Origin of the sequence: Rheinheimera sp. UJ51, assembly GCF_020819615.1 — a bacterium.
Lineage (GTDB): Bacteria > Pseudomonadota > Gammaproteobacteria > Enterobacterales > Alteromonadaceae > Alishewanella > Alishewanella maricola.
In genome coordinates this window covers 170,897-184,254 of record NZ_JAJHOG010000004.1, presented here as the reverse complement: position 1 = coordinate 184,254, position 13,358 = coordinate 170,897, and the positions used below count along the sequence as shown (strand labels likewise).

Below are 13,358 nucleotides of genomic sequence, written 5' to 3'. Positions count from 1 at the left end.
TATCGGCTTAGGTATTACCCACTAAGGGTTTTAACTGAGCGTCTATGGCTTCGCGCGCCCGGAAAATACGACTACGTACTGTACCAATCGGGCACTCCATAACTTCGGCAATCTCTTCGTAACTTAACCCTTCTAATTCACGTAGCGTAATTGCCGTACGTAACTCATCGGGTAATTTTTCTATGGTACCAAACACCACTTGGCGAATTTCTTCGGACAATAATAAATGTTCCGGAGAATCTTGTTCTTTTAAAGCATCACTACCTTCGTAGTATTCTGCATCCTCGGCATCAACATCGCTAGCCGGTGGCTTACGATTGTTTGATACCAGATAATTTTTGGCACTATTCACTGCTATTCGATACAACCAAGTGTAAAACGCACTCTCACCACGAAAACCGGGGATAGCTCGATAAGCTTTAATAAAGGCTTCTTGAGCGACATCAGCTACGTCACCATGGTTAGAGACATAACGTGAGATTAAGTTCGCGATCCTATGCTGATATTTTTTTACCAGCAGATTGAAAGCGGCTTTATCGCCTTGTTGTACACGCTGGACAATTTGCCAATCTAATTCTTGCTCGCTCATTCTTGAGCCTACCCCTGTAATACTTATTTAGGTGTTGTAAACGAATGGCGCCAGTCAAGCGTACTGACTATGACTGCAGGCTGAATAAATAGTTCTGCTTATTTTTATAAAAACGCTAGAATAACCTGAACATAGCGCAACAAATTATACCGCAGCCTGTTATTTTAGTCTGTTTTACCAAAGCCACTAACTGAGTTAAGTGTATCCTATGACACAACCCAATGAATATCTTTGTGACGTATTAATTATTGGTAGTGGCGCGGCGGGTTTGTCGCTAGCGCTGCAATTGGCGGATCACGCCAGCGTTATTGTTTTAAGTAAAGGGGCTTTACGCGAAGGCTCAACACTGTACGCGCAAGGCGGGATCGCCGCGGTGTTTGACGAAAATGACACCATCGCGTCGCATGTGAATGACACCTTGATTGCTGGTGCCGGTTTGTGCGAAGAAGAAGCGGTAAAATTTACCGCAGAACACGCTAAACAAGCGATGGAGTGGTTAATCGCCCAAGGCGTCCCCTTTGATCAGTATCAAGATACTGATGGCAGCATGAAATACCACCTCACTCGGGAAGGTGGCCATAGTCATCGCCGCATCTTGCATGCAGCCGACGCCACCGGTAAAGCCGTACAAATCACGCTGGTTGATCAAGTTAAACGCCACCCAAATATTCGTTTGTTAGAAAACTACAACGCCATTGATTTGCTTACCGGCAAAAAACTCGGTCTAGATCCGGCACGTTGTTATGGTGCTTATGTTTGGAACAACCTTTTGGCTCGCGTTGAGACCATTCAAGCTAAAGCGGTGGCACTAGCTACCGGCGGCGCCAGTAAAGTGTATCTGTATACCAGCAATCCAGATGTGGCCAGTGGCGATGGCATTGCGATGGCTTGGCGTGCGGGTTGTCGGGTGGCCAATATGGAATTTAATCAATTTCACCCAACCAGCTTGTACCACCCTGCAGCCCCGAATTTTTTAATTACCGAGGCCATGCGCGGCGAAGGAGCCTATTTAAAGCGCCCCGATGGCAGCCGGTTTATGCCTGATTTTGATGAGCGTGCAGAGTTAGCACCGCGAGATATTGTGGCTCGTGCCATCGATTTTGAAATGAAACGCCTAGGCGCTAACTCTGTATTTTTAGATATTAGTCATCAAGACAAAGACTTTATTATTGAACACTTCCCTACCATTTACGCTAAATGCCTTAGTGTGGGTATTGATATTACCAAAGAGGCCATTCCGGTCGTCCCTGCTGCGCACTATACCTGCGGCGGCGTAATGACCAATTTGCATGGCCAAACAGACTTGCAAAATTTATACGCCATTGGCGAAGTGGCCTATACCGGTTTACACGGCGCGAACAGAATGGCGTCTAATTCGTTATTAGAATGTATTGTTTTTGCCCAAGCCGCGGCTCGACATATTTTGACGCAATTGCCCCAATCTCAAGCTACCCTAACGTTGCCCGCTTGGGACGATAGCCGAGTGAGTAATTCGGATGAAGAAGTAGTGATAACGCATAACTGGCACGAGTTGCGGTTATTTATGTGGGATTATGTGGGTATTGTGCGCACCGATAAGCGACTTGAACGGGCACTGCATCGCGTAGAGTTACTAAAACAAGAAATTCACGATTATTACAGTCATTTTCGTATCAGCAATAATTTATTGGAATTACGTAATTTAGTGCAAGTGGCCGAGCTTATTATTCGCTGTGCCATGCAGCGTAAAGAAAGCCGGGGTTTACATTACAATTTGGATTACCCAAATATGCTAAGTGATAGTAAACCGAGTATTTTACAACCGCTGCGTTAAAGCGCCTCGTCAGCAACGCTGCGCCAGCGTTGCAATTGTACCCGTCTTGCCAGTGCTCGATAATCACTGGCAGACAATTGGTCGGCAAACAGATAACAGCGCTGCCGCTGGCCCATTTCGTCATACCAAAACAATTGCACAAACCAAGGGTTGAGTAGACAATTTGCGGCTAATTGCCCAGCGGGTAAAGCACTTTGTTGCCAATGCAAAGCGCCATCTTGCTCAATATGTAAAATACCGCTAACACCGGGTGCAGCCCAGTATTGCAGCATCAGATAAAAAAACGTTAGTAGCAGCAAGGCAGCGGGTAAATACCAGATCCCTTGCAGCGGTAAAGTGAGGACGATAGCGCCACCGAGCACACTGATGGCCAGTAACGCAATGCGTCGGTAACGCGAGGTTCTAAGATAAAAGCTAGACCCGGACACGATTGACGATTAACTCAACCATGGCTTGAATAGAGGCATCTTTAGAGTGTTGATGCCCCATAAACCAAGCGAATAAATCCGGATCATCACAGGCTAAGAGCCGTTCAAAATCGGCTTTTTGCTGGTCGTTTAATGCATCGTAACCTTCGTCGACGAAGGGTGCTAATAAAATATCTAACTCCAACATACCGCGACGACACGCCCAGCGCAGTTTTGGTTTACTCATTAAAGCGGTCATGTAGACTCCTCATTATTCTGCGACATTGGCAGTATCTTAACAAATATTGCGATCAGGGGTTGAGCTTTTGTGTCTTGCCCCAATCTATTTACTATTAACGGTTAAATGAACGCTCGCTATGCATACATCTTGGCTAACTGCAGAACAATACGCACAATTATCTACTCAGGTTCATGATGCTTATCTTGCTCCTTTACCTGCTTTTCAGGTATTGGCTATTAGTGGGCCTGATAACCGTAAATATCTACAAGGGCAAACGACCTGTGATATTGAAACCTTAACGGCGGACACTTTTTTACGCGGCGCACATTGTGATGCTAAAGGTAAAATGTGGGCGATATTTCAGTTGTTTGCCAAAGACGATGCGCTACTGATGGTCGCTTTTCGTGACGAACTGCAAGCCTCTGCCGCCCAACTGAAAAAATTTGGCGTGTTTTCCAAAGTAAGTTTTGACCAAACCACTGAACCTTATGCCGTGTTTGGTTTAGGCGGTTCTCAAGCAGAGCAACTTGTGACACAGTTAGGTTTTAGTCTGCCCGCGGCAGACGGTCAGGTTAGCCATGGACAACACGGCAGCTTATTACGCTTAGCTGCGGCGCATTTTATGTTGGTGCTACCGCAAACGCAGGCGCAGCAACTTATGACGGCAGATTGGCCACTGGCTGCCCCAACGGTTTGGCTTAAAGCCCATATTTTGCAAGGGTTAGCTTATTTAGAACAACCACTAATTGGCGAAGCTGTGCCACAGATGCTTAACTTACAAGCGATTGATGCCATCAGCTTTACCAAAGGCTGCTATATCGGACAAGAAACGGTAGCCCGCTTGAAATACCGCGGTGGCAATAAAAGAGCCAGTTACATTTTACACGCAAACACCAACGAACTTCCGGTCGCAGGTACAGCAATAGAACTGCAACTGGAACAGAACTGGCGCCGGATTGGCCAAGTCATTAATGCGGTGAATATCAATGACCAACTTTGGTTGTTAGCACTGCTCCCGAATGATATAACACCGGCAGACACCTTGCGGTTAAGTGCTGAGCAGCCCGTTTTGCTGCAACAGTTACCGCTACCTTATTCATTAAATTAAGAGGTTTGCATGACCATTTCTCAAGACAAAGTCGTCGCCATCCATTACACAGTAACAGATACTGCAGGTAACCAGCTTGACTCTTCTGCTGGCGGCGAACCTCTAGTCTTCCTGTTTGGCCATGGTGCATTGATCCCAGGTCTGGAACAAGCACTGATTGGCAAAAACAGTGGCGATAAATTTACGAGCAGCATTGCTGCTGCAGATGCTTACGGCGAGCGTCATGATCAACTCGTGCAATCCGTACCGAAAAACATGTTTGAAGGTATGGATGTAGAAGTAGGCATGCGTTTTCGCGCATCCGGCCCAGATGGCCGTGAACAGCCGGTCATTATTGTCGACGTTACAGAAGAAGAAGTCGTCGTTGATGGTAATCACCCACTCGCTGGCATTGAACTCAGTTTTGATGTTGACGTTGTGTTAGTTCGTGATGCGACAGCAGAAGAACTGGCGCACGGCCATGTGCATGGTTTAGATGGACATGCTGATCACTAAGGCTTATTGATTTCATTGATAAAAAAAGAACCGCAGTGACCGCTGCGGTTTTTTTATTGACCCTAAGCAAACACGCCAACTGAAAAATCATTGCTCTGAAGTAGTGCAACCCGCCGCATGAACTGCTTGACAGCCACCCCAAAGCCACATATTTTTAGCCATTGTTATTTTTTAGCCACTGAGCACATTATCCAGCTGATGAAAGATCGTATTAGTATTTCTATCTCTAGCATCAACGGCACCAAGCACTTTAGTATCGGTAAGATATTTAAGCGCAACGCTGTAATTGGCTTATGGCTTGTGCTGTTTTCAGTACTTATCACCGCGGCGGTGATTAACTATTTGCTGCATACGGTTGAACAAACCAAAACCGAGCAACAGCTACTGACCTCGCAAACGAATGCTTTACAGCAACAACTGGCTCAGTTAAATGCCGCCCGCGAAACCCTAGAACACGAATTAACCCTTAAACAAGATCAGATGCTGCAAGTCAGCCAACGTTTGGGTGAAATTGAACAGAATTTAGGTTTAGAGCAAGGTATCGACCAAAATTTAGAAGCTCGACTGGATATCGCCACCGTGAACGCCAGCGCAAGGATGGCCATGTTGCAGCTGGTACCCAATGGCTCACCACTTGATTTCGATAAACGTTCTTCTCGCTATGGGGTTCGAACCCACCCTATTTTAGGCAAGCGCCAGCATCATAATGGTATCGATCTCACGGCACCGAAAGGCACCGAAATTTATGCCCCTGCTGACGGCGTGGTGGAAGTGGTGCGTCGCAGCAATAGCGGTTATGGCAACTTATTAAAAATACGTCATGCTTTTGGTTTTGCCACGCTTTACGCTCATTTATCAGACTTTAATGTGGCAAGTGGCACCTTTGTCCACAAAGGCCAATTAATCGCTAAAGCAGGCAATACCGGCAGTTCAACCGCACCGCATTTACACTATGAAATTCATTTTCTTGACCGGTCGCTTAATCCACAACACTTTATGGAATGGGATTCCGGTAATTTCGACCTGTTGTTCGAAAAAGAGAGGAGTATTAAATGGGATTCTTTGGTAACCATGTTGCAAACCAAGGCAAGCACACAATTACAACTGTCATCGCTGAGGGATGCGTCCTTAACGGCAACTGCCGAGTAAACAGTGATATGCAAATCGACGGCGAACTTGAGGGTAACGTCGAATGCAAAAGTACTGTCATCATCAGCTGTAGTGGTAAAGTTGTCGGCGAAATCACCGCTGACAAGGTAATGATAAATGGCTATTTCGATGGTCAAATCACCGCTAACATAGTTGAAATACTGCCTCAAGGCAAAGCACATGGCGTGGTGTTCAGCGATAATCTGTGTATCGAACGTGGTGGCAGTTTTTTCGGCGAAACGCATGCCTCTAAACCTGGCCAACAAAACCTGCTGTTAACCGACGAACTGCAACCCAACAACGTTGCTGAACTTAGCCAAGCGAAATAACGCCGCTTTATGCTACACTATGCCCTTTACGTGCAGACAATGGGTCTGCGCCAAGTGCAGGATAGTCCCCTTGAGTGTTCAACTTAGTTTCAGCGCCTTTGCGCTTTCACCCGCCTTACTCGATACCTTAACCAGCCTGAATTATCATCAGCCTACGCCTGTGCAGGCACAAAGCCTACCGGCAATTTTGGCGGGTAAAGATGTGCTGGCTCAGGCCGCGACGGGCTCGGGTAAAACAGCCGCCTTTGCACTAGGCCTACTTAGTCATTTAGACGTTAAGCGTTTTCGGGTACAAAGTTTAGTGTTATGCCCCACACGTGAATTGGCTGAACAAGTCGCCACCGAAATTCGAACTTTGGCGCGCGGCATCCATAACATCAAAGTATTAACCTTATGTGGTGGTATTCCGGCCAAAGGACAAATTTTGTCCTTAGAACACGGTGCGCACATCATTGTGGGCACACCGGGTCGAGTGTTAGATCATTTACAACATGAGCGTTTGAACCTAGAAGAACTGACGATGTTAGTGCTCGATGAAGCCGATCGGATGCTCGAGATGGGTTTTGCCGAAGACTTACAACAGATCATCGATGCTATGCCAGCACAGCGCCAACAACTGCTGTTTAGTGCCACCTTTGCGCCTGCCGTGAAGAAACTGGCAAACGAGCTGTTACATTCACCCCAAGAAGTGATTATTGATAGCCCTGCTGCCAAAGCCAATATTAATCAGCAATTCTTTTTGCTGAGCCATAACCAAGAACGCAGCCAAGCCACGGTACGTTTAATTTTGGCTAAAGCGCCGCAAAGCTGCGTTATTTTTGCCAATACCCGTAAAGAAGTGCAAAGCTTAGCCGAGCAATTAAAATATGCCGGTTTTAGTGTGGCTGCCTTACACGGTGATTTAGAGCAGCGCGAACGCGAACAACAACTGCTGCAATTTGCCAATGGCAGCTTACAATTGTTGGTAGCCACCGATGTGGCGGCACGCGGTTTAGATATCGAAAAGCTTGATCTGGTGATTAACTATGAACTGGCGCACGATACGGATACGCATATCCATCGCATTGGCCGAACCGGTCGTGCCGGCGAGCAAGGGGTCGCATGCACGCTGTATACCACGCAAGACGGTAATAAAATTAGCCAACTTGAAGAGGCGCTGGGCCAAGAGATTAATCCTGAGCCCTTACCGGAAACCAGCAATAGCAAGCCGCTATTACCGCTCATGGCAACCATTGAAATTGACGGCGGTAAAAAACAAAAATTACGCCCGGCCGATATTGTGGGTGCGCTCACCCGTGATGATCAGATTGCTTTTGCCGATATTGGTAAAATTCAATTACAGGATTTTCGGGCTTATGTGGCGGTAAAACGCAGCGCTTTAAAAGCCGCTTTGCAGCAATTAAACAACAGCCGCATCAAGGGCCGCAGTTTTCGGGCTTACCGTTTAGGTAACGATTAACTAGGGCTTGTTGACGTTTGCTGTTTAGATTTTGTTCGTTTGGCGATGTTTTGATCGCGAAACGAGGAGTGCAGTACGCGGTACCCGGTTTGTTATTCTAAATAAACGACAAGTGAAGCTACCGCGTCCTGCTCTCGCCCTGACCTACATCCATGTAGGCCACAAAGAGCAAAGCATCGCCAGACGAACCCTACTCAAAACCTTTGTCACGGCGCAAGGCCTTAGTATGGCCTTGCTGCTTCTTCTGCTGTAAGCGTTTTTGCTGGCTGCCATAAGTTGGTTTAGTGGCAAAACGTTTCTTCGGGGTTTTACTGACACTGTGCACCAACTCCACAAATTGCAATAATGCCAGCTCGCGGTTTTGCTCTTGGCTGCGGCTTTGCTGACATTTAATCAAAATTTTGCCGCTGAGTGTAATACGGTGATCAGACAATTGCAGCAAACGGCTTTTGTAGATCTCAGGTAAGCTGGAGTGGGCAATATCAAACTGCAGCAGCACTGCCGTTGATACTTTGTTTACATGCTGGCCGCCAGGGCCAGAGGAGCGCACAAATTGCCAACTCAACTCATCATCTGCTACATGAACATTTGCATTAATCCTGATCACCGCTGCTCCTTAACGCTCCCAGTAAGCCTCTTCTAAGCTATCTTCGCGCTCAGGTAGGCCTTTAGACAAACGTGGAGCATTCTGTACTAAAATCTCATAGCTGACCCGATTGGCGTATTTACATAATTGTGCAAACGATGAATAAGCCAAGTATGACTCTTCGTGCTTGCTCGATAACGGCTGCACTTGTTTATGATAATGATTCGCCGCCATATCATGTAATATGGCCGCTAAGGCCCCATCACCGGCGCCATTGGTATTTTTAATGCGCTCTGGGCCGCCTAAATACGGATCAATGTGCGAATAGACCTTTAAGGGTGCTTGGCAATTTTGCCGCAGCATCGGCCGACTAAATTCAAAGCGATTAAAATCTGCTAAGCTTGCCGATTTGATCGGGTTAGAACTCTCACGCTTCATACTTTCATCAGTATAACCGCACAAGTATAGCCCCTCAGCGCCTGCGGTGATCAACACCATATCGGTGATCTCTAAAGCGGCTTGCGCTGCGCGTAGCGGATCAGCAAAGCCGGTTAACGCTTCGGCCTCTAATTCATTCATTGCCAGCACATTGACATATTTACTAACATTTTCAATGATTTGCTCGCGGTTTTCTTCCACCAAATGCCGCGTACCTAAGCTCATCACCACCGGTACTTGCTGCTCACTGGCATCCGACAACGCTTTAAGCATAGCTTGTTGAATGGGCTGATCAGTGGCGCGCAAGGGGTAAGCACTGACCACAAACGCTGCCGCGCCTGCAATAATGTCAGTCGGGATATACTCCGGTGCCAGCTGATCCATATCACTGGGATCGATAACAAAAGTACGTTCACCATCGGGCGTAATCATCGTGATACCACGGCCAATATCACCGGCAACACCTTGCAGGCGGTTCATATCCACTTTCGAGCTGGTATGACACACATAATGATAGGCTGGCGAGCCAAGCGCGATATTGGCCGACATCACGCCGAGCAACACCGATTTATCATCGGCTAATACGGAGTAATTATGAATGGTATTACCAATAGTGCCACCGGCAAAATGATCCGAAATCGCTTGCTCCACCACCAACTCATGGTAAATCTCGTTGGCTTTTTCATGGGCGACTAAATTGGATAACCCTTTGGGAATATTATGTTTCGCGAGAAACTCATCACTGACACTGGCCACTACATCAACGATAGTTTGATCAAGCCCTACGATATACGTGTCTAACTCCGGCCGCACTTCAAAACTGGGCAGTTGTGGTTTAGGTTGGGATACTGGGAAGTAATGCTTTATTTTGCGCAAACCAGGAAATTTCATAGCGTAGGCTCAACTGAAAACAGGCCGGTATGTTAACAAAAATACCGGCAAAAAAGTAAAGTAATGTCAGCTGGCATCACGCAAAAACACCGGTTTATCCAAGCTGGATAACGTATCGCTGAAATAATAACCATCAAGGTCGAATTGTTGTAATTGTGCAGGTTCTTGTAATGCGTGCTGGATCACATAACGCGCCATCAGGCCACGCGCTTTTTTGGCATAAAAACTGATGATTTTATATTGGCCATTTTTATAGTCTCGAAACTCAGGCGTAATAATGCGTGCCGATAAGTTTTTTTTATCGACCGCTTTAAAATACTCTTGTGAGGCTAAATTGAGTAATACATCACTGCCCAAAGCCGCCAGCTGCTGTTGTAAAGCCTTAGTCACTTCGGCCTGCCAAAAGGCATACAAATCTTTACCGCGTGGATTCGACAGTTTTGTGCCCATCTCAAGCCGATAAGCTTGCATCAAATCTAAGGGCCTTAATACACCATATAAACCGCTAAGAATACGCAAATGGTTTTGTGCATAGTTTAGCTCGTCATCCGACAGGCTATCCGCCGCTAGGCCTTGATACACATCACCATTGAACATAAATAACGCAGCTTTCGCATTGTCGGTATTAAACGGGGGCTGCCACTGTGCAAAGCGTGCCGCATTTAAACCCGCCAATTTATCACTAATATGCATTAAAGATGACAAATCAGCTGGGGTTAACTGCTGACAAACCGTGGCTAATGCTTTGGCATCCTGTAATAAAGCAGGTTGACTAAAACTCAGCTCACGCGCGACGGGGGTTAAATCTAAATCTTTGGCTGGCGATACCACCATCAACATAAAGACGGCTCCTATTTTGACAAAATGAGCGTTTATACTGCACAGCCGCGGTTTCAGACCTTGCAGACAACGATATAGCCCATTATGCTGTTTACTAACTCGATTGCAAAAGGAATCTGCATCAGCGTTACCACTCTGTCGCCCGCTGTATCTGGTTTTTGCTGACTGTCCTCTTACGTTCGTTAAGCTGCAACTAACGGCAGAGCAGCCTCGTTAAGGGCAGATCCCACATTAACCCTGTTTTTAGACAAACGGCTATTTTGTTGTTATTTTATTACAAGAATAGCCATTTAGACGTATACTTAAGCTAATTCCAACTAATAAGTGGTAAGTGAACAACATGAATGATCTTCTCAGCCAATTAAAAGCCGTCACCACCGTGGTCGTTGATAGCGGTGATCTGGGTGCTATTGAACAGTTTCGTCCGGTCGATGCCACCACCAATCCATCGTTATTATTAAATGCCAGCCAACTCGACTTTGCTAAGCCCATCTTAGCGGCAGCGATTGCCTATGCTAAAGCACAAACCAGTGACAAAGACGCGCAGTTAAGCTTAGCCAGTGATAAATTTGCGGTAGATATTGGCACGGCTATTAGTAAGTTAGTCCCTGGCCGCGTGTCTACCGAAGTCGATGCCAGATTGTCCTTTGATCGTGATGCAACCTTAACCAAGGCACGGCAATTAGTAGCCTTATACCAGCAAAACGGTGTCAGTCGTGAGCGCATCTTAATTAAAATTGCCTCAACCTGGGAAGGGATCCAAGCGGCCAAAGTGCTTGAGCAAGAAGGCGTGCAGTGTAATTTAACCCTGTTATTCCATATGGCGCAGGCACGCGCTTGTGCCGAAGCCGGTGTGTTCCTGATTTCTCCCTTTGTCGGGCGTATACTCGACTGGTACAAAGCCAATACCAAACAAGACTACACCGCCGAAACCGATCCTGGTGTCTTGTCGGTACGCGAGATCTACCGCTTCTTCAAAACTCATGGTTACAACACGGTAGTGATGGGTGCCAGCTTCCGTAATATTGGTGAAGTATTAGCGCTTGCCGGCTGTGACCGTTTAACCATTAGCCCAGGTTTGTTAGAAGAGCTGCAACAGCAGCAAGGCGAATTAACCGTACATTTGAAAGACGACGGCGCCACAGCGACAAAACCAGCGGCATTAACCGAAGAAGCCTTTCGCTGGGCACTTAACGAAGACGCCATGGCGACGGAGAAATTGGCCGAAGGGATCCGCAAATTTGCCGTGGATCAACGCAAACTCGAAGCATTACTCGCTGCCCAACTTTAACCTCTGATTTGTAGGAGATGACGCGATGTCGGTAACCCTTACGGCTTTATTAAGCCCTCTAGCAGCGAAGCAGCAACCCCTGCGGCAATTATTTGCGGCAGAACCGGGCCGTGCTAAACGTTTTAGCACCAGCGCTTGTGGTATTTATTTAGATTATTCAAAAAACTTATTAGACGAGCAAAGTTGGCAAGCTTTGCAGCAATTAGCCACACAAAGCAAAATTCGTCAGCTCAGTAAACAAATGCAAGCCGGTGCGGCCATTAATAATACTGAACAGCGCACCGTGTGGCATACGCGATTGCGCCAACAAGATCTGAGCAATTTACAGCTAGCCGGCGAAGATATTGGTGCAGCCATTACGGCTTGTCAGCAGCAAATGGCACAATTGATTGATGATTTACACGCACAGCGTTATATCGGCTATCAAGGTAAACCGATCACTGATTTAGTCTGGGTAGGCATTGGTGGCTCATTATTAGGCCCACAGATGGCCGTAGAAGCACTAACACCCTATCATTGCAGCCCGGTAAACTTGCACTTCGCAGGGAATATCGACGGTGCGGTGGTGAGCGATATCACCAAAAAACTCGATCCTGCCACCACCCTCGTCGTGGTGGCGTCTAAGTCTTTTGGCACCGAAGAAACCAAACAAAATGCCTTGGCATTACGGCAGTGGTTTAACGACGCCGGTGCCGACAGTAGCGCCATTGCTCATCACTTTTGGGCGACCTCGTCTAATGTTAAAGCGGCTGCCGAGTTTGGCATTATTGAGAAACATATTTTACCCATGTGGGATTGGGTTGGTGGTCGTTATTCATTATGGTCTGCCATTGGTTTACCCATTGCATTAATGATCGGCAATAGCGCTTTTAAAGAATTGCTAGCCGGTGCTGCCGCCATGGATGAGCACTTTTTTAATGCCCCCTTTAGTGAAAACTTGCCGGTTATTTTGGCATTGCTAGGCATTTGGTACATCAATGGTTTTGGCTGCCAAGCTCAAGCCTTATTGCCTTACAGTCATTATTTACGTTTATTGCCCTCTTATGTGCAACAACTGGATATGGAGAGTAATGGTAAGTCGGTTGACCGTCGCGGCCAACCACTACAAGACGCCACGGCACCCGTGATCTGGGGCGATGCAGGCACCAATGGCCAACATGCGTATCATCAATTGTTACATCAAAGCCAATTAAAAGTACCGGCTGATTTTATTCTGCCCTTACAGGTAAGCCACAGCTTAGCGGATCAACATCAACGCTTAGCGGCGCATTGTTTTGCGCAAACACAGGCGTTGATGCAGGGTAAAACGGAAGAGGAAGCCCTTGCCGAATGCTTAGCTGCAGGCATGACACAACAGGCCGCGGCAGAGCTGGCGCCCCATAAAGTATCGCCGGGTAATAAGCCCAGCAACACCCTATTACTCGATGCTTTATCGCCTTATCACCTCGGCGCGTTAATCGCCATGTATGAGCATAAGGTGTTTTGCCAGGGGGCTATTTGGGAGCTGAACAGCTTTGATCAATGGGGCGTCGAGTTAGGTAAACAACTCTCAGGCCCCATTTATCAGGCGATCAGTGGTCAAGCTGACGGACAATTTGATTGCTCAACCGCCAACTTAATAAAACGCTTTTTGCAAAAACCTTAGGCATACCACCAAGCTTATTATTATTTGATTAACGTAAAAAGGCTGCTTTCGCAGCCTTTTTTTTGGCTTGTCATCTT

At 46.9% G+C, this 13,358-nt stretch carries 14 protein-coding genes; 8 read left to right on the top strand and 6 right to left on the bottom strand.

Annotation, left to right across the window (positions count from 1 at the left end; translation table 11 throughout):
* Positions 1–7: 7 nt before the first annotated feature.
* A complete protein-coding gene (gene rpoE, locus LMJ53_RS06765) occupies positions 8–589 on the bottom strand; it encodes an RNA polymerase sigma factor RpoE (protein WP_226749600.1) in 582 nt (193 codons plus the stop codon).
* A gap of 208 nt (positions 590–797) precedes the next feature.
* Between rpoE and nadB the strand changes: the two genes are divergently transcribed.
* A complete protein-coding gene (nadB, locus tag LMJ53_RS06760; protein WP_229585380.1) occupies positions 798–2,402 on the top strand; it encodes an L-aspartate oxidase in 1,605 nt (534 codons plus the stop codon).
* Here nadB and LMJ53_RS06755 read toward each other — a convergent pair.
* Entirely contained in the window at positions 2,399–2,830 is a 432-nt protein-coding gene (locus LMJ53_RS06755) for a protein YgfX (RefSeq protein WP_229585379.1), read from the bottom strand. The two genes, nadB and LMJ53_RS06755, sit on opposite strands and share 4 nt — an antisense overlap.
* On the bottom strand, positions 2,817–3,068 hold the full coding sequence (locus tag LMJ53_RS06750) for a succinate dehydrogenase assembly factor 2 (protein WP_226749597.1): 252 nt from the start codon (positions 3,066–3,068) through the stop codon (positions 2,817–2,819). The genes LMJ53_RS06755 and LMJ53_RS06750 overlap by 14 nt, the downstream gene beginning before the upstream one ends.
* 118 nt (positions 3,069–3,186) lie before the next feature.
* Here LMJ53_RS06750 and ygfZ point away from each other — a divergent pair, with 118 nt between their 5' ends.
* From ygfZ to dbpA, 5 genes are all read left to right on the top strand, one after another.
* On the top strand, positions 3,187–4,158 hold the full coding sequence (gene ygfZ, locus LMJ53_RS06745) for a tRNA-modifying protein YgfZ (protein ID WP_229585378.1): 972 nt from the start codon (positions 3,187–3,189) through the stop codon (positions 4,156–4,158).
* A 9-nt stretch (positions 4,159–4,167) separates the two neighbouring features.
* Positions 4,168–4,653 carry an FKBP-type peptidyl-prolyl cis-trans isomerase gene (locus LMJ53_RS06740; protein ID WP_229585377.1) on the top strand — a complete coding sequence of 162 codons (486 nt, stop codon included), beginning with the start codon at positions 4,168–4,170 and terminating at the stop codon, positions 4,651–4,653.
* Positions 4,654–4,770: 117 nt separating this feature from the next.
* A complete protein-coding gene (locus LMJ53_RS06735; RefSeq protein ID WP_229585376.1) occupies positions 4,771–5,802 on the top strand; it encodes a M23 family metallopeptidase in 1,032 nt (343 codons plus the stop codon).
* Positions 5,803–5,810: 8 nt separating this feature from the next.
* Positions 5,811–6,131, top strand: coding sequence for a bactofilin family protein (locus LMJ53_RS06730; protein ID WP_229585375.1), 321 nt, complete (start codon positions 5,811–5,813; stop codon positions 6,129–6,131).
* Positions 6,132–6,201: 70 nt separating this feature from the next.
* On the top strand, positions 6,202–7,590 hold the full coding sequence (gene dbpA, locus LMJ53_RS06725; RefSeq protein WP_229585374.1) for an ATP-dependent RNA helicase DbpA: 1,389 nt from the start codon (positions 6,202–6,204) through the stop codon (positions 7,588–7,590).
* Between the two features lie 190 nt (positions 7,591–7,780).
* On the opposite strand, the gene arfB is transcribed toward dbpA, so the two are convergent.
* The 3 genes from arfB to yaaA form a co-directional block, all read right to left on the bottom strand.
* On the bottom strand, positions 7,781–8,197 hold the full coding sequence (gene arfB / locus LMJ53_RS06720) for an alternative ribosome rescue aminoacyl-tRNA hydrolase ArfB (protein WP_229585373.1): 417 nt from the start codon (positions 8,195–8,197) through the stop codon (positions 7,781–7,783).
* A gap of 9 nt (positions 8,198–8,206) precedes the next feature.
* Positions 8,207–9,505 (bottom strand): inosine/guanosine kinase, encoded by a 1,299-nt coding sequence (locus LMJ53_RS06715; protein ID WP_229585372.1) that lies wholly within the window; start codon positions 9,503–9,505, stop codon positions 8,207–8,209.
* Positions 9,506–9,571: 66 nt separating this feature from the next.
* Positions 9,572–10,345 carry a peroxide stress protein YaaA gene (gene yaaA / locus LMJ53_RS06710; protein ID WP_229585371.1) on the bottom strand — a complete coding sequence of 258 codons (774 nt, stop codon included), beginning with the start codon at positions 10,343–10,345 and terminating at the stop codon, positions 9,572–9,574.
* A 340-nt stretch (positions 10,346–10,685) separates the two neighbouring features.
* Between yaaA and tal the strand changes: the two genes are divergently transcribed.
* Positions 10,686–11,636: a transaldolase gene (tal, locus tag LMJ53_RS06705; protein WP_229585370.1), complete on the top strand. Its 951-nt coding sequence runs from the start codon at positions 10,686–10,688 to the stop codon at positions 11,634–11,636.
* 25 nt (positions 11,637–11,661) lie between these two features.
* Positions 11,662–13,281, top strand: coding sequence for a glucose-6-phosphate isomerase (pgi, locus tag LMJ53_RS06700; protein WP_229585369.1), 1,620 nt, complete (start codon positions 11,662–11,664; stop codon positions 13,279–13,281).
* Positions 13,282–13,358: the final 77 nt, after the last annotated feature.